This is a genomic window from Undibacterium sp. MH2W (assembly GCF_049340215.1).
Taxonomy (GTDB): domain Bacteria; phylum Pseudomonadota; class Gammaproteobacteria; order Burkholderiales; family Burkholderiaceae_D; genus Undibacterium.
Map to the genome: position 1 here is coordinate 518,372 of NZ_JBMPPA010000003.1, position 17,888 is coordinate 536,259.

The 17,888-nt window shown below is 47.1% G+C and carries 13 protein-coding genes; 8 read left to right on the forward strand and 5 right to left on the reverse strand.

Annotation, left to right across the window (positions count from 1 at the left end):
- The first annotated feature begins 176 nt into the window (after positions 1-176).
- From ACO0K2_RS10275 to ACO0K2_RS10290, 4 genes are all read left to right on the forward strand, one after another.
- Positions 177-1,334, forward strand: a complete 1,158-nt coding sequence (locus tag ACO0K2_RS10275; RefSeq protein WP_423018362.1) for a hypothetical protein — start codon at positions 177-179, stop codon at positions 1,332-1,334.
- Positions 1,335-1,413: 79 nt separating this feature from the next.
- Positions 1,414-1,827 carry a hypothetical protein gene (locus ACO0K2_RS10280; RefSeq protein WP_423018364.1) on the forward strand — a complete coding sequence of 138 codons (414 nt, stop codon included), beginning with the start codon at positions 1,414-1,416 and terminating at the stop codon, positions 1,825-1,827.
- Positions 1,828-2,360: 533 nt separating this feature from the next.
- Positions 2,361-4,421, forward strand: a complete 2,061-nt coding sequence (locus tag ACO0K2_RS10285) for a M13 family metallopeptidase (protein WP_423018366.1) — start codon at positions 2,361-2,363, stop codon at positions 4,419-4,421.
- Between the two features lie 436 nt (positions 4,422-4,857).
- Positions 4,858-5,607: a substrate-binding periplasmic protein gene (locus tag ACO0K2_RS10290; protein ID WP_423018368.1), complete on the forward strand. Its 750-nt coding sequence runs from the start codon at positions 4,858-4,860 to the stop codon at positions 5,605-5,607.
- An 18-nt stretch (positions 5,608-5,625) separates the two neighbouring features.
- On the opposite strand, the gene ACO0K2_RS10295 is transcribed toward ACO0K2_RS10290, so the two are convergent.
- A complete protein-coding gene (locus tag ACO0K2_RS10295; RefSeq protein WP_423018370.1) occupies positions 5,626-7,659 on the reverse strand; it encodes an ATP-dependent DNA helicase in 2,034 nt (677 codons plus the stop codon).
- 37 nt (positions 7,660-7,696) lie between these two features.
- Positions 7,697-7,897: a YdcH family protein gene (locus ACO0K2_RS10300; protein ID WP_423018372.1), complete on the reverse strand. Its 201-nt coding sequence runs from the start codon at positions 7,895-7,897 to the stop codon at positions 7,697-7,699.
- A 91-nt stretch (positions 7,898-7,988) separates the two neighbouring features.
- Here ACO0K2_RS10300 and ACO0K2_RS10305 point away from each other — a divergent pair, with 91 nt between their 5' ends.
- The gene (locus ACO0K2_RS10305) at positions 7,989-8,789 is read left to right on the forward strand and encodes a PP2C family protein-serine/threonine phosphatase (RefSeq protein ID WP_423018374.1); all 801 of its coding nucleotides are present in this window, start codon (positions 7,989-7,991) and stop codon (positions 8,787-8,789) included.
- Positions 8,790-8,911: 122 nt separating this feature from the next.
- On the opposite strand, the gene ACO0K2_RS10310 is transcribed toward ACO0K2_RS10305, so the two are convergent.
- Both ACO0K2_RS10310 and ACO0K2_RS10315 read right to left on the reverse strand, forming a co-directional pair.
- Positions 8,912-10,738 (reverse strand): type IV pilus assembly protein FimV, encoded by a 1,827-nt coding sequence (locus ACO0K2_RS10310; RefSeq protein WP_423018376.1) that lies wholly within the window; start codon positions 10,736-10,738, stop codon positions 8,912-8,914.
- A 285-nt stretch (positions 10,739-11,023) separates the two neighbouring features.
- Positions 11,024-11,782, reverse strand: coding sequence for an RNA methyltransferase (locus ACO0K2_RS10315; protein WP_423018378.1), 759 nt, complete (start codon positions 11,780-11,782; stop codon positions 11,024-11,026).
- Between the two features lie 158 nt (positions 11,783-11,940).
- Between ACO0K2_RS10315 and ACO0K2_RS10320 the strand changes: the two genes are divergently transcribed.
- The 3 genes from ACO0K2_RS10320 (at position 11,941) to mutS (ending at position 17,247) form a co-directional block, all read left to right on the forward strand.
- Entirely contained in the window at positions 11,941-12,744 is an 804-nt protein-coding gene (locus tag ACO0K2_RS10320; protein WP_423018380.1) for an inositol monophosphatase family protein, read from the forward strand.
- Between the two features lie 99 nt (positions 12,745-12,843).
- On the forward strand, positions 12,844-14,235 hold the full coding sequence (locus tag ACO0K2_RS10325) for a DEAD/DEAH box helicase (RefSeq protein ID WP_423018382.1): 1,392 nt from the start codon (positions 12,844-12,846) through the stop codon (positions 14,233-14,235).
- Between the two features lie 372 nt (positions 14,236-14,607).
- Complete coding sequence (mutS, locus tag ACO0K2_RS10330; RefSeq protein WP_423018384.1) at positions 14,608-17,247, forward strand: DNA mismatch repair protein MutS; 2,640 nt, start codon at positions 14,608-14,610, stop codon at positions 17,245-17,247.
- A gap of 38 nt (positions 17,248-17,285) precedes the next feature.
- Here mutS and ACO0K2_RS10335 read toward each other — a convergent pair whose 3' ends face one another.
- A complete protein-coding gene (locus ACO0K2_RS10335; RefSeq protein ID WP_423018386.1) occupies positions 17,286-17,843 on the reverse strand; it encodes an FKBP-type peptidyl-prolyl cis-trans isomerase in 558 nt (185 codons plus the stop codon).
- Between the last annotated feature and the right edge of the window lie 45 nt (positions 17,844-17,888).

The following is a 17,888-nucleotide window of genomic DNA, read 5'->3' on the forward strand; positions in this document are numbered from 1 at the left end:
TGCATTTTTCCCTCATTTCCCTTCTCTTCATTCTCTTTTTGCGTAAGAGTAAGATAAAGCTTGAAACGTAGTTAGTCTGCTACGTTCACGAACGGCTTCAATACCTCTGATGTAAGAACAGCTTAAAAGCACGGCTTCAAATCCCAACGAATTTGCATTGTCTAAAGGATTTCATCATGGCATTAGTCAACCTCCCATTCAGGCGTCATTTGATTGCCTGCATCGTGGGCAGTCTCAGCTTCACTGTCAGCGCAGCGTTTGCCCAAGAAAATGATGCACCATCTAACTTCAAGTTCAGTGGTTTTTTCTCGGCAGTCGCAGGAAAAACGTTCAATGGAGACATCCCTGCGAATTATTCTGGTAGTTCGAGCATCAATGGAACCGTCTGCCCTTGTTACACCGCAGACTGGTCAAATGCGGGGGTGTACAACAACAGTTTCTCATTAGCGCCAGAATCCAGGGTTGGACTGCAAGCGGGCTACACCATCAACAAAGACTTCAGTCTGACAGGGCAAGTCGTTGTTCGAGGAAGTGATACAACCCCAAATGTGCAGTGGGCTTACGCAAGCTACAAACTTGATAATGCTTGGGAAGTGCAATTTGGGCGCAAGCGCATCCCGCTTTATTTTTACTCAGATTTTGAGGATATCGGCGTCTCGTATCCTTGGGTGAGCCCTCCACCAGAGCTTTACGGTTGGGAGGCAACCAATTATAACGGAGCCAGTATCCGTTACCGCACCAGTTTCGGCGACAACAATCTCTCTGTCAGCGGATTTCTGGGCAAAGAAAAATTGAATGACTCACTCTACGAAAAACTGTCCTATGCAGGTCAAACATCTGTCACATGGAATAACATTCTCGGTGCAGATGCAGAACTCGATCGTGGCCCGCTCACTATAAGGGGCGTCTACGTACAAGCGGATGTGCACGTCACCAACAACTCAATTGCCCTCGACAGTACAGCCAAACTCAAAGCGTACGGCATCGCCATCAATGTGGACCTCGACGACTGGTTTTTACTCAGCGAGTTGACCCAACTTTCAAGAAGCTTTGAATCTGCGGGATATAAAATCACCGCTCCTGCTTACACTATCGGAGCAGGTTACCGTCTTGGCGCATGGACGCCTTTCATCAACTATGCGAGCTATCGTGAAAAGTCGACTGATCTCAGCCAATACCAGCCACAATCTTACAAAAGAGCGTCAATGACAGTGCGATATGACATCGATGCGAAAAGCGCTGTCAAAGTGCAACTCGATAGAAACCAAGACGTCACGAATAACTATGGTGGCAACGTCAATGTTTTCCGCATTGCGTACGATCGACTGTTTTGATAGGTAAGCACATGGATCGATGTCGTTCGTCATTGCACGGATGATGTCGAGCTGTCCAACAAATGGTAAATGAGGAACGATGATGAAAGCACGACTGATCCGGCTGATCGTATTACCGATGCTCTTATTGAACGCATTCCCTGCGCTAGCAGAGATCGTTGTGGTCACCAACACTGCAAACCCAGCTACTCGGATGCTCCCAGACCAAGTTGCTCAGTTTTTTTTAGGTGGTTCAACGATCTTTACGCCTTTCGACCATCCAAAAGACTCCGCTATCCATAAAGAGTTCTACGAAAAAGTCATTAAGAAAACCCCAGCCCAAGTCGAAGCCATTTGGGCAAAGGCAACGTTTTCAGGTAAAGGGGCACCTCCAAAAGAATTGTCTTCAGACGCAGCAGTCAAAAAAGCCGTCGCTGCGGAACCTACCGCCCTTGCATACATCGACAAGGCCTCTGTCGATAGCACAGTCAAGGTACTGTTGACCGTGCCGTAACAAGCGCATTTTTCAGATACAAACAAGCCAAGAGTAGATGACGCTCCCGACGCAAGCAATTCTTCGGGAGAGCTCATTCTCGTAGTCTACCTGCGCAGTAGTTAAAGTATGGTTCCCCATGACGATGTAGAGCTGAAGATGCTGCGATAGGCGCTTACCTGTCACATGCATCGCACGAAGGTCTGTGTTAAGGTCTTCGCTTCAATGAACACAAACACAGCGCATGGGACGCTCACTCATGATATTCGATCACGAATTTTGTGTTCATCTCACGCCCCTAGACCAAGTTTCCCCCACTCTTTTCGTTGTCGACGTCAAATAAGTAGGAAACCTCGATGAAAATATTTGTAGCAAGAGTGGAACCAATTTAACATGTTATTTGTCAAAACCACGTATCGGTGATGGCTGCTTTCGTTACAACGGTGCCATAGCACCGAAGAAGGCTTCAACAAGCTGACGACAATATCGACCCTTTTGAAAATATTGCATAAACAATATTAACATGTTCATTCCTACTGAGGAGATCCTGAAAAGTGAACGCTAAAATAATGAGCGCCATCGCGCTGATGATTGCAGGTACAACAAGCACTGGCTACGTTTTTGCTGCTGATACCGCCAAAACAACCGCTCCAACAGCCATGCTCTCCGGTATCGACACGCAATTCGGTGATAAATCGGTCAAACCGCAAGATGATTTCTACCGCTACATTAATGGCGGCTGGTTAAAAACGGCACAAATTCCGTCCGACCGTTCATCCGCCGGCGCGTTCATGGATCTGCGCGAAGCGGTCGTTCCACGTTTGCACACAATCATTGAAGGTTTATCTAAGGCAAAAAATGCCAACGGTACAGACGCGCAAAAAATCAGCGACTTGTATTCCAGCTTCATGGATACGAAGCATATTGATGCTTTAGGCCTAAAGCCTTTGCAAGCCGATTTTGCAAAAATTGATGCATTCAACGATAAAAAGCAATTGCCAGCCCTGATGGCATGGCTCAATCTGAATAGTATCAATGCGCCAATCGATACCCAAGTACACTTGGATAACAAAGATTCCACGAAATATGTGCTGGATATCTCCCAGTCCGGTTTGAGCCTGCCAGACCGCGATTATTACCTCAAGGACGATGACGCTAAACTCAAAGATACGCGTGCTAAGTACCTTAAGCACATCGAAACAATGTTGACCATGTCTGGCGATAAAGACGCTGCAAAAAATGCGGCCGCGATCCTCGCATTCGAAACTGAATTAGCAAAAATTCAATGGACAAAGGTCGAATTACGCGATCCAATCAAAGCGTATAACAAAGTTGAACTGAACAAACTGAACGAAGTAACGCCAGGCTACGACTGGGATGCTTATCTCGCCGATCTGGGCGTGAAAGGTAAGATCACGTATCTGAATCTTGCTCAACCTAGTTACATGACTGAAATGAGCAAAGTGCTGGCGGCTGCACCGATCGACACGTTAAAAGCTTATTTCAAATGGAACATTCTGTCTTCTGCTGCGAATCAGTTACCGAAACAGTTCAGTGATGAAAGTTTTGCGTTCTTCGGAAAAACCTTGCGCGGTGTTCCAGAACAAGAAATCCGTTGGAAACGTGGCGTACGCTTGGTTGATGCCGGTATGGGCGAAAGCTTAGGGAAAATGTACGTAGACAAATACTTCTCAGCTGACAGCAAAGCAAAGATGGAAGCACTGGTCAATAACTTACTTCTCGCCTACAAGAAGAGCGTCGACACACTGGACTGGATGAGCCCAGAAACGAAGAAAGAAGCCTTAGCAAAACTCTCTACTTTTATGCCAAAAGTGGGCTACCCCAATAAATGGAAAGACTACAGTTCACTGCAAATCACCAAAGGTGATGCGGTCGGTAACTTGCGTGCCATCCGTCTATTTGCAGCGAAAACTGAGTTAGATAAATTAGGTAAGCCAGTTGATCGCGACGAATGGGGTATGACACCACAGACAGTCAATGCCTATTACAACCCTGAGATGAATGAGATTGTGTTCCCTGCGGCGATCTTGCAAGCACCTTTCTTCAATCCTAAAGTCGATGACGCTGTGAACTACGGTGCGATCGGTGCCGTCATTGGTCACGAAATCAGCCACGGCTTCGACGACCAAGGCGCTCAGTACGATGGATTGGGCAATCTGCGCGACTGGTGGACAAAAGAAGACCATGAGAAATTTGCTGCAAAAACGGCGGCATTGGTGAAGCAATACAGCAGCTTTAGCCCAGTACCAGGCTATAACGTCAACGGTGAGCTCACTTTGGGTGAAAACATTGCGGACAACTCCGGCCTGTCAATTGCCTACAAGGCCTATCAACTGTCTCTGGGCGGCAAGCCAGCGCCAGTCATCAATGGACTGACAGGTGATCAACGCTTCTTCATGGGATTCGCACAAGTCTGGCGCGGTAAAATTCGTGAACAAGAAGCGATTATCCGCATTAAAACGGATCCGCATTCGCCAGGAGAATTCCGCGCAAACGGAACACTGCGAAACATGTCGCCATTCTACAAAGCCTTTGATGTGAAAGAAGGCGATAAGATGTATCTGCCTCCTGCAGAGCGCGTATCCATTTGGTAAGAATGATAAACAGGGGTATTTATTGACCTGTTTTAACGAACTCTCGGCATAGCCACAAGGTGCACATGATCATGTGCACCTTTTTTTTCATGTAACTGATACCCGCCACGATCTTCTCTCCAGAAACTGTCTCCATTGAGACACCATTCCACTTTCAAATCGAAAAAGATTATTACATCAAAGAAATTTTGCTTCTATTTCGGCATTTCAACGCTACACTCCACGTAACATCACCATACCCCAAAAGGTACATAATCGATTAAACTCCCGTACTTTTTGCTGATGATGACACCGCTTGGTTGACTTTATGTTACTAATACGATGTTTCATGTTATTGAGCAACTGACTTTTTAAATCCGATTCAAGCAGCACAATTGTTTCAATTAAGAATACGACGTCGCACTATTTGCTTGCAATACTCCATGAAAGGCTAAATATGCGCTTATTTGAAATTCTGATTTTTCTCATCACGATCCTCTGCGCATGCATGAAAGCGAGTGCTGAACAACTCGTCGTTTACGCTGAAGATGCGCGCCCATTCGTCTATCTTGAAAATGACAAAGTAACTTCACCCACTTCTGACTATATCCGCGCATTGGTTACCCGCGCTGGATACACACCCGATATCCGATTAATGAGTTGGTCTGGCATTATGCACACGGCAGAGGCAAACCAACCTGTGGTCTTCTTCCCTCTGGCCCGTACAAAAGAGCGTGAGGCAAAATATCAATGGATAGGTACCATCGTACGATTTCAGGACTACCGTTTATATCGATTGACGAAGAGAACGGATATCGTCGTCAAAAAACTTTCTGACGCAAAAAAATATCGTATCGGTGCCATCGAAGCAGACGCACGGGAACAATATCTATTAGAAAACAACTTTCGATATCGAAAAGAGGCCGAACTCACCTCCATTGTTGATAACAAAGAAGGCATGCGTTTATTGCAAGTCGGACGACTTGACCTGCTGCCCTTATCCTTAGAGAACTTCAACGCACTCTGTCCGCCACATTGCGCAGACTACGAGAGCGTTTTTAATTTGAATTTGAATCTTGATCTTCAGTTAGCAGCAAACAAAGCGACGCCACACGATGTGATATCCCGATTACGACGAGCTTACGACGCCCTCGAAAAAGATGGTACGCGCGCCAGAATGGTCACCACCAACCAGCGCGCCCAATAGCACCAATCTCTCCAACTACTAATTCGCCACATCCTTCGTTTGGTGAGCTTCTCGCTGGATTTTTTCAAAAAAACCGACGACATCCGCTTCGACACGTGTCCGAGCGAAACTGGGAAGACTTTGCCATATCCGCTTGCCATAAGGCTTAGAGATGAGGCGCGGATCACAAATCATGAGCACTCCGCGATCAGTTTCATCTCGAATTAAGCGCCCTGCTCCTTGTTTAAGATTGATAATCGCCTCTGGTAATTGGTGATGCACAAAGCCATTCATACCTTTTTTTTCCATGGCGGTTATGCGTGCCGCCAGTACTGGATCATCGGGCGGTGAAAAAGGTAATTTATCGATAATCACAAGCGACAATGCATCTCCACGCACGTCAACGCCCTCCCAGAAACTTTGACTACCAATCAGCACGCCATTACCCGCCGCGCGAAAACGGTCGAGCAACTCAGTGCGCCCCGCATCCCCTTGAATAAATAAAGGAAAATTCAGACCCAGTTTTTCAAATTCTTCTCTGAGGCGTTCAGCGGAAAATTTAACGGCTTTTAAGGTTGTACAAAGGAGGAATGTTTTACCGCCGGCGGCGGCAATCACAGGCAATGCGGCAGCAATAACGGCTTCAGCATAATCCCGGGAATTAGGATCAGGCATTCCTTCTGGGACATACAAAAAACCTTGTTTTTGGTAATCAAAAGGACTTGGCCACGTCCGTGCTGGTTCGTTCCACAACCCCATCTGTGACACAAAATGGGTGAAGTCACTTTTTACCGCCATCGTTGCGGAGGTAAAAATCCACGCACGAGGAACACCTTCTCTTTGCTTATTAAAAATAGGCGCAATCGACAGAGGTGTGCGATGTAATTGCAATGACACCGAGAATGCCTCTACCCACAGCACATAATCGCCTTCTTTTTCTTTTCCCGAGGGGGCTGCATTCCATGCTTCAATTTGATCGCTCAGCATAATCGCTCGCCCGCGACACTGCTCAATGGTCTCGGCACGTTCCGCTTGTTTTTCAAGCACAGCAATTAAATCGCTCATACTCGCTTTGAGCGCATCAAGTGCCTCAAAAAATGGGCTTGATGGTGCGATTTGATCAATCGACAGTCGGACAATATCCTGAGGAAAAGCGAGTCTCAAATCTCTTGCTGCACGCTCCACAGGTGCGACTATTTTTGCCCATTCTGCACCATCTCTGGCATGAGAAAGACCTTCGGCAAGCGTATCGCGGCACAGTTCCAATACTTGCGAGGTCGACACCGTATCACCGAAAAATAAAGTCGCCGTATCTGGAAGCTGATGCGCCTCGTCGAAGATGACAGTATTAGCGGAGGGAAGTAATTCAGCAATCCCTGTATCTTTTAATGCGACGTCTGCAAAGAAAAGATGATGGTTGACAACCACCACGTCCGCCTGTTGCGCTTCCTTCCGCGCCTTCATGACAAAACAATCTTGGTAGTATTGGCACTCAGACCCCATACATGTGTCTTTGGTCGACGTCACTAAATTCCAAACACTGGCATTTTCCGGTACACGCGACAATTCCGCTTTATCACCGCTACTTGTTGTCTTGACGAACCGAGATATGTCGCGCAGGTATCCAACGTCTTCACGAGAGCTTAAACGCCCATTTTGTAGCGTTCGCTCAAGATGGTAGTGGCACAAATAATTTGCACGCCCTTTCAATAACGCGACAGAAACGGGAGCCTTCAACACCTTCTTAATCGTCGGAATGTCCCGCAAATACAATTGGTCTTGTAGATTTTTTGTACCCGTAGAAACGATGACTTTTCCACCCCAAAGTAAAGCTGGCGCTAAGTACGCATAGGTCTTTCCCGTCCCAGTACCCGCCTCTGCTAACAATGTACTCTGTCCGGCAATTGCGCTGGCAATCGCTTTTGCCATCTCGGTTTGGGCGTCTCGTGGGCGATAACCCGGAATGGCGGCACTCAACGGGCCAGAAAGACCAAAAATATGCTCTATGTCCGCATCATGTATCGCTGCGGACGGTTCTTTAGTTGGATTTTCAATCAAAATGGGGACAATCAAAAACGAAAAACATATAAAATCGCGCGGAATAAAAAAACTACGCCGGGACGTCTGGAGTTAATTGAATCTTGAGCAGAGTGATATGATCCTTCAATTGCAACTTACGTTTTTTTAAACGACGCAACTGAAGTTCATCATGGTTAGGATCTTTTGTTAGCGTTTCAATAACAATATCGAGATCTCTGTGTTCAACTTCCAACTCTATAATTCGTTGTCGCACTTGTTCAGGATGGCTCATAGCCTTCAGCTTAAAGTAAAATAGTGATTATTAGTAACAAACCTTGGCAAGCCAAATTCTGACTTTCCGATAGTGTAATCTACCACGACGTATGAGCCAATATAAGATAGAAGCAGGCACCGGGCAGCACATCGGTGACCGACAAGAACAACAGGATCGTGTTGGGCTCTTTGCAGCCCCTCACGCTCCAGGTTATATGATGGCAGTGGTCGCTGACGGAATGGGCGGTAAAAGCGGCGGCGCGCTTGCCGCAGAACAAGTCATTCGCACCAGTAAACAACTTTTTGATGTATTTTATCCCGGCAACAGTGTAGAGGAACTTTTACAAAGCATCCTCCACGAAGCCCACACGATCATTAAACTCACTGCCGTTTCCTCCGAAAAAGAACCCCACAGCACGTTTGTTGCGCTTGTTATTACTCCTCAGCAAGAAGCCATCTGGGCGCACGCTGGAGACTCTCGTCTCTATCGCTTCAGTGGTCCCAATTTCAGCGAAAAAACAAGGGATCACTCGTACGTTGAGAAACTTGTCGACGAAGGTAAGATTCGTCCCGACGAGGCAAAAACACATAAACTCTCTAATATTCTCATCAATGTTCTCGGGTCGACCAATAACACACCGTATATGACCAGCGGTAAATACTCGAACCTTAAAGCTGGCGATAGCTTTTTGTTATGTACCGATGGACTATGGCATTATTTTGATGATATCGAGCTTTCGGCAGCAGTCGCTGCAAATACGCCCCGTCAAGCCTCGGAACTGTTAATCAGAAAAGCGAGGGACCGTGGAACACCAAGAGGTGACAACTGCACTTTTGCCATTGTCAAACTCGTCGTTCCGCCAGCAGAAGTCAAGAGTTATACCGTTCAAAAGATGCGCAGAGCCGTGTAATCATCGCAAGACAATGCCTGCTAATTTTTTTAGGGGGCACGCTGCGTAGGTGCTAGCAGCGTGTGTGCGCATTAAATGACGCGGTTTGTTGTTTGCGTCAATTGCTTTAGATGCCGACGACCTTAGGCAACATCATTATTCTTAGGAAAATCAATCACTTCGAAATTAATGATATTGCTGTCTGCGTCAGCGTGTTGAGTGACGTCTGGTGCAATAACATGGGCAGGTACAGCATCCCAACCTTTCCCCGCACCACTTAAGGTTTTTTGGCGCTCTAACTCATTAGCGATTGATATGAGCAGTAGAATGTCACGGTAGACTGGCAATTCAAAGCCCATACGCTTACCATCACGATCATCAATCAGCAAACTCTCTAAGAATGGCAAAATATCGTTCGTGTTCCACATCGAACAAATTTTCTTAGATAGATGCTCAAAGTCGTCTAGGTGTCTGCTTGGCAGCGTTGCAGGATCCACCTCAAATTCTGGCACATTCGCATTAAAGAAAACAACGAATCGATCTCGTAAGGGATCGTACTTTTCTTTATTGCCGACCACACGATATAAATCCAACAGATAAAGCCAAGGTACTGGCGAATCAGGATGATCAAGCTCTGCTTGAGGCTCCAAAATCTCAATTGCGCGTTCAGGATCGTTGACGGACATCCAAAACTCGGCCTCTTGCGTCACATCTGAAATTTCTTCCACTTTGACCGAATTGGTTCGTGTTGAGAAAAAATTGAACGTGCTGCTATTTGTGTCCTCTAATGATGGCGTGTAGTTGCGACCAAAAACGGATGGTGCCTCCATGTTTCCTAACGAGCGCTCTACTACTGGTTTGTTGATCGCACCTTGTGAGGGCGCCACAGTGGCGATGTTATTTACTGCCGCAGAAACAGGTGCCGTTTCTTTGTTCGTCGTCGTTCCATAACTTGCTTGCACGCTATTGACTAACTCTTCAATATTGGGTCGAGCCTCAGCCATGGGGCGTGCTTCCTTTTGCTCCCACCAAGTTGAAGATGTTTTTTTATGTACGCGTCGAATGTAGGCCACCAGCAAACCGACAAGAGCAACCGCACCAATGATCAAGGCAAGCAGCGTATAGAACCACTCTTTCGGCACAGAGGCGTCTTTCAACTCCTCTATCGATGCTTTTTCCCTTTGTAATTGACGCTTCAACTCCAAGGTTTCCTTTGGTGTTGCAGCAGTCTTGACTTCGACTGGCGCAGTTTGCTGCGGCACACTCGCGGGAACACTCTCACCACGCATCATCGCTGCATATTGTGCCTGCGCAAGACGCAATTGCGCTGAACGTTCGTTATCACTGCTTGTTGTTTCAGTTGATAAGGTACTTGCTAGTTTTAAGCCGCGTGGCAACACATCCGTCTCGTCAGAGAGTTTCAATGCATCTCTGGCTCGAACAGGTTCGTCACGTTTCTCGGCAATTTTAGGTTTTTTCGTTGAACTTGCCATCACACGCGCTGGTGGATTGCTCACAATTTCTGACTCTGTGCGCTGCGGTGCTTTTTTAGGCTGTTTTACAGGATTGTCTTCCGTTCGGGGCGCCCGTGCCACAGCTTCGACAGCAGGAAGTACCGAGATCGACGGCATTTTTTTGTAATTTGGTGCTAATTCTGGTGGATCAAGTAGAACGAGATATTCGCGGTGCAATTGCACATCACACGACACATTCAAAATGACCTTCACAGCAGGCTCATCAATATTCTTGCGCGTTGTGAGCGTCAAAAATTTTGCGTTACCCTGCTGGGAAATCCGAAGATCGACCGCAGACAAAAACACCCCTTCGGCTGATTCTATATTTGCTCGAAAGCACCCCAGATCAATATCCTGCGGCTCTACCCCAGTTACATCTAACTGCGCCTTGAGCTGTTGTCCGAGTGCAGATTGCACGCGAATATTGCCCACGCCGAGTGCGTGAGCATTCCCCATTGCGCCTGTAATCAGAGCTCCTAAGCACAATAGGTGAAAAACCGGTCTGGAAGATGAAACAGAAATAATAATGCCCTCAGTGAAGTATAGGTGACAGTAATCAAATCGCAGTGGTTAGCTATGCAATCTTACTAGGGTTATAACAAAACTAGGTGGATATGAAAATGCTAAATGACCAATAATTTACCTTTAAGCAAAGAAATTCATCGATATTTGATAATATTTATCAATTTAAACAACATCAATATTAAATTCAATTATTGCAAGTATCGAAAACGTTACCAATCATTTCTTTAGACGATCCAAAATTTTTTTTGAAATTCCGCGAAGGATGTTCACTTCCTCGGTTTCCAACTCTGTTCTCGACAGCAGGCGTTTAATTCTAGGCATCAGTTTTTTAGGGTTGTCAGGATCAAGGAAATCGATCGCTACAAGTGCCTGTTCAAGATGTGCGTACATGCCTTCCACCTGCTCTGTCGATGCGAGTTGACCATGAAAACCAATGTGACTGTTCCCACCCTGCTTCACATCCGCTGCCATCCGAGATTCATAGGCGAGTAACTGCACCGCTTGAGCTAAATTCAACGATGAGTAAACCGGATTTGCTGGAATATTAATAAGCACCTGGCAGTTCATTACGATCTGATTCGGAAGACCATACCGCTCGCTTCCAAAGAGCAACGCAACCTCTCCTTCTTCCGGAGCCGCGATGCGACTTGCGAAAGCGCGAGGATCTAAAATCGGAGGAGAAAATTCTCGTAAGCGCGCGCTCACGGCTGCGACAAAATTACATCCTGAAACAGCTTGCTCCACAGACCCAACAATCTGCGCCGATTCCAAAACATCTAACGCACCGCTGGCAAATGCAATCGCCTCAGGATGGCTTAGCGCATCGTCAAACCGTGGATTAACGAGAATTAATCGACCAAACCCCATTGTTTTGATCGCTCTGGCGGCAGCGCCAATGTTGCCGGGATGGCTCGTCTCTACGAGGACAAAGCGCAGTCTTTGAAAAAGAGATGTGTCAGTTTCGGTCAAGTTCATTTAAAATAGTAATATTACGCGTTAATTGTTATGGTTAAGCTACGTATTGGCTTATAAAAGACAACAGCGCACGCTCTTTATCATTTTTGTGTAGCAAGCCACGCCCGCTCGTCACAGGACGAGTGGACTGCGTTTGCCATCATTTTATCGGAAACTATATGCACCCAATGCTCAATACGGCTATCAAAGCCGCTCGTCGCGGCGCGACTGTCATCAATCGCGCTTCTTTTGATCTCGATCGCGTCAGCGTAACAGAAAAACACTTCAATGACTTTGTTACTGAAGTCGATCAAGCCGCGGAAGCTGCCATCATTGAAGTCTTGAAAACTGCTTACCCAGACCACGCGATTCTGGCTGAGGAGTCGGGTGCATCCGCTAATTTGCATGACGAAAGTGAATACGTCTGGATCATCGATCCACTCGATGGCACGACAAACTTTATCCACGGGTTCCCACAATACTGTGTTTCCATCGCATTGCAACACCGCGGAATTATTACACAAGCCGTCGTCTACGATCCTACGCGCAACGAAATGTTTACAGCCACAAAAGGTGGCGGCGCCTTCCTGAACGATAAACGTATCCGCGTTACACGTTGCGACAAAATCGCTGACGCATTAATCGGTACTGGATTCCCATCCCGCGACTTATCTGGATTGGATCAGTACTTAGAAATGTTTAAGGTGATGACAGCAAAATGCCAAGGACTCAGAAGACCAGGATCAGCAGCATTAGATTTAGCGTACGTTGCAACAGGCCGCCTCGATGGCTTTTTTGAGAAAGGCTTAGCACCTTGGGATATCGCTGCAGGCTCGCTACTGGTAACAGAAGCAGGCGGTATCGTTGGCAATTTTGTTGGCGACTCTGATTACCTGCATAAAGGTGACGTCCTCGCTGGCACTCCAAAGGTATTTGGTCAAATGGTGAACTTACTTCAACCATTCGCTGCATCCGTAAAATAAGTCGTCATTATCCCTTTTTACACCCAGTGCTTTCGCTGGGTGCCTTTTCACAGGACTGGTCAAAATCAGTCCTTGCGTTTACAAGATCAGTAGAAACACATGCCCTCATTTATTGAACTCGGCTTATCCGAGGACATTGTTCGTGCCGTCAGCGAACAAGGTTACACATCACCAACCCCTATTCAATTGCAAGCAATTCCGGCAGTGATTAAAGGCGGTGATTTATTGGCTGGCGCACAAACTGGCACAGGTAAAACAGCTGGCTTTACGCTGCCTGTTCTGCAGCGTTTGTCCACTGCCACCAATGCACCAAAAGATAAACTGTCCAAACGTCCGATTCGCGCACTTGTTCTGACGCCGACCCGCGAGTTAGCTGCGCAAGTCCACGAAAGCGTTGAAACTTACGGCAAGTATGTGCCTTTAACGTCAGGCGTGATCTTCGGCGGTGTTGGCATTAATCCGCAAATCAAGCTTCTGAAACATGGCGTTGATATCCTTGTCGCCACACCAGGTCGCTTGCTCGATCATCATCAGCAAGGAACCATCGATTTACGTCATATCGACATCTTGATTCTTGATGAAGCTGACCGCATGCTGGATATGGGATTCATCCATGACATCAAAAAAGTTTTGGCGATTCTCCCTCCAAAACGTCAGAATCTTTTATTCTCTGCAACCTTCTCCGATGAGATCAAAGTGCTCGCGGATCGGCTGCTGAATAACCCAGAAATGATCGAAGTGGCGCGCCGCAACTCGACCGTCGAGGTGATTGCACAAAAAATTCACCCTGTAGACCGAGACAAAAAGCACCCGCTCTTAGCGCATTTGATTAAAACGCATCAATGGTCTCAGGTACTGGTCTTCACACGTACCAAACACGGTGCCAATAAGCTCGTTGAACAACTTGCTAAAGACGGTGTTGCTGCGATGGCGATTCACGGAAACAAAAGTCAATCTGCCAGAACCAAGGCCTTAGCAGAGTTCAAAGATGGCAGTTTACCGGTGTTGGTTGCAACTGACATTGCAGCTCGAGGCATCGACATCGACCAGCTCCCTCACGTTGTTAATTACGACTTGCCTAACGTTCCAGAAGATTACGTCCATCGCATAGGCCGTACTGGTCGTGCTGGAGCAACAGGTGAAGCAGTATCATTGGTTTGCGTCGACGAATTTAAATTATTGGCTGACATTGAAAAATTCATCAAGCGCCAGATTCCGCAGGAAATCATCGACGGATTTATCCCCGATCCAAATGCGAAAGCGCAACCGATTCAGCTCCGTAGTTTCGAAGGACGTTCTCCCCATCCTGCAGGTCGAGGACAACGACCTGCCGGTAGTAAAAAACCCGCTCAACAACGCACACCAGGTCGTACTCCGAGCGCAGGTGGCGCACCCAGCAAAGACGCAAGCGGCAAACCGCGCTCTGCTGGTCCACGCCCAGCCGTAAAACAATCGACTCCACGTCGATCCGGCGGACGCGGCAACGGATAAGATCTGCTGTTAGCTGACCCCGCCAAAGGGCAATAAACACGGAAAATTCCCTCCCTGTTTATTGCCCTTATTTTATTAAATAGCAATATCAGAGTCATTGTTCGCGCATAAACAATAAAAATAAAGTGCGATGTTCACGTCTCCTGCAATACCACGATGAGTGGTCGTCTATAATGGCGACCGAATCACGATTTTTGCCCATTGCGCAATTGAAATGTCAACACCCGCATTCCAACGACGACATCACGAATAACTAAGTGAGGATGTAGATACCGCATCAATCATATTGATGTGAATGATGGAATGGCCGTTGCAAATCAACAATACATAAGCACATTATTTCACCAAAAAAATAATAAATTCAGCGGATTTATGAGTACAGAAAAAACAAACCATACCCCCATGATGACGCAATACTTGCGAATCAAAGCGGACTATCCTGACACCCTGGTCTTCTATCGCATGGGAGACTTTTATGAATTGTTTTTCGGTGATGCAGAGAAAGTATCGCAGTTGCTGGGCATCACACTAACGCAGCGAGGCAGCTCAGGCGGCAATCCAATCAAGATGGCGGGCGTTCCTTTTCACTCGTTGGAGCCCTACCTCGCCAAGTTAGTCAAAATGGGAGAATCCGCTGCGATTTGCGAACAAATTGGCGATCCTGCGACGAGCAAAGGTCCCGTTGAGCGTAAAGTCATGCGCGTGATCACGCCAGGAACATTGACTGACACCGATTTATTACCAGAGAAATCAGAGCGCCCCCTTCTTTCGCTTTGCTTGTTGCAGCATCGTAAAACCGTCACTGCTGGGTTATCGTGGCTATCTCTCGCGAGCGGCACCTTGAAGTTGATGGAATTCTCGTCGGATGAAAAATCACTTTTACCGCGTCTCCAACAAGAGCTTGAACGTATTTCCCCAGCAGAAATTCTTATCTCTGCTGGCACCCTACTGTTGGACGAGCATTATCAGTCGCTTCCGGGAAAATTCTCAGAAGTACCTGACTGGCATTTTGATGTCAAACAAGGTCAAAAATCTCTGCAAGAGCAACTGGGTACAACTACGCTGACAGGCTTTGGCGTTGAAAACTTGAGTGCCGCGTTGGGCGCGTCTGGTGCACTATTGCGTTATGCCGAGAGTACGCAAGGTCGCGGGTTAAAACACGTCAATAGTCTGACCGTTGAAACAGAGGACGAATTTATCGGCCTCGATACAGCAACACGACGCAACCTAGAAATCACGGAAACTTTGCGCGGGCAGGAATCTCCAACCTTATTCTCCCTCCTTGATCATTGCCGAACAGCGATGGGCTCTCGCCTACTTCGCCATTGGCTCCACCATGCAAAGCGCAATCAGACTATCGCCATTGCAAGGCATGACGCAATCAAAGCCCTCATCAATGCCGACTCAACCGAGGGATTGGCGACAACCTTAAGTACGATTCCCGATATTGAAAGGATCACTACTCGGATTGCACTCCAATCAGCACGCCCTCGTGATTTATCAGGCTTACGCGATGGATTGCAATACCTGCCGAATCTACGCAATTACGTGAGCATGTGTATCGCGGACAATCAAACAAGTGTCCTGACATCAATCCTTGCAAACCTCGCCACACCTGCTGAATGCCTCGATTTACTCGAACGCGCGCTCATGCCTTTGCCTGCCACGATGGTGAGAGACGGGGGTGTTATCGCTACGGGATTCGATCCAGAACTCGATGAATTGCGTGGTTTGTCTGAAAATGCTGGGCAGTTTCTAATTGACCTTGAAATTTCCGAGAGAGAACGTACCGGAATCGCGAATCTACGTGTCGAATACAACCGTGTCCATGGCTTCTATATTGAAGTCACTCATGGCCAAACCGATAAAGTGCCCGAACATTATCGCCGACGCCAGACGCTCAAAAATGCAGAGCGCTACATTACACCTGAATTAAAAGCATTCGAAGACAAAGCTCTCTCTGCACAAGAGCGCGCCTTGGTGAGAGAGAAAGTCCTTTACGAAAAACTGTTGGCGGATTTATTACCGCACATCAGCTTGCTACAAGCCATTGCGCATGCTGTTGCAGAGCTAGATAGTTTTGTGAGCCTCGCTGAGCACGCGACCAAAAATAATTGGTGTGCACCAAAGTTAGTCGCGGAGCCCATGCTTCAGATTCATCAAGGTCGCCATCCCGTCGTTGAAAATCAGATTGAGCGATTTATCGCCAATGATTGCGAGCTATCGCATGAGCGCAAGTTATTGCTCATCACTGGACCTAACATGGGTGGTAAATCAACCTTCATGCGACAAGTCGCGTTGATTACACTCCTCGCTTATGTCGGTAGTTATGTTCCAGCAAGCGCTGCAACGATTGGTCCGATTGATCGCATATTCACACGAATTGGCGCCGCCGATGATTTGGCTGGTGGCCGTTCGACGTTCATGGTGGAAATGACAGAATCGGCAGCGATTTTGAACGGTGCGACGGAACACTCATTGGTGCTCATGGATGAAGTCGGACGTGGGACATCCACCTTTGACGGCTTGGCACTGGCGTGGGCAATTTCCAAGCATCTCATTCAGGTATCAAAAAGCTTCACGTTATTTGCAACGCATTACTTCGAACTGACACAGTTACCCGACATGCATCCAACCGCAGAAAATGTGCATCTCTCTGCTGTTGAGCATAAAGAAAACATTGTGTTTTTGCACGCCGTTCAAGCAGGCCCTGCGTCCCAAAGCTATGGACTCCAAGTAGCACAGTTGGCGGGCATTCCACAGGCCGTTATCCGCTCTGCCCGTAAGCATCTCGCTGAATTAGAAGCACACTCACTTCAGTCGACACCGCAATTTGATTTATTTTCGTCTGCACCAGCGGTTTCAGAACTTGAGCCTGACGCGATCGTCGAAGACAACATCAACGTCGAACTCATCGAAGCATTGGATGAAATTGACCCTGATGCAATGACACCGAAGCAAGCCCTCGATGCGCTGTACGAACTCAAAATGCTGCATCAAAAAACAAAATAACGATAAAAAAAGCCGCTAAGCGGCTTTTTTTTGATCAATCAATGCAGGGGATAACTGCGGTACTCATCGCCTGTCAAACCATCATCCTCATCATCCTCGTGATGATGGCCGTGAGCGCCATGAACGTGCCCATGAGCGATTTCTTCATCGCTCGCAGCACGCACATCTTCCACCGTCAATGAAAAACGCAAGGCGATACCTGCGAGGGGATGATTACCATCCAAAACGACTTTATCTTCAGCAAGATCTGTCACTGTGAAGATATGCGCCTCTTCCATTGACTCATCTGCATCATCCGCATCCTCAGGCATTCCTTCGAATTGCATCCCAACTTCTAATGGTTCTGGAAAACGCGAACGTGGCTCCACTTTCACCAGGGTCGCGTCATAATCACCGAACGCATCCTCAGGGTCCAATTGCAAGGTCGTAGCAAAACCGATTTCTTTACCTTCTAAAGCCTCTTCGATTTTCGGAAAGATATTATCGTATCCGCCATGAAGATAAACCATAGGCTCTTGCCCTTCTTCAATCAGATTATCTTGCGCATCTGTCAATGTATAACGGGCTGTAACTACTGAGTTTTTGACAATCTTCATACAACGTCCTTAAAAAAATATGCATCCTTGATTATACCCGTCTGG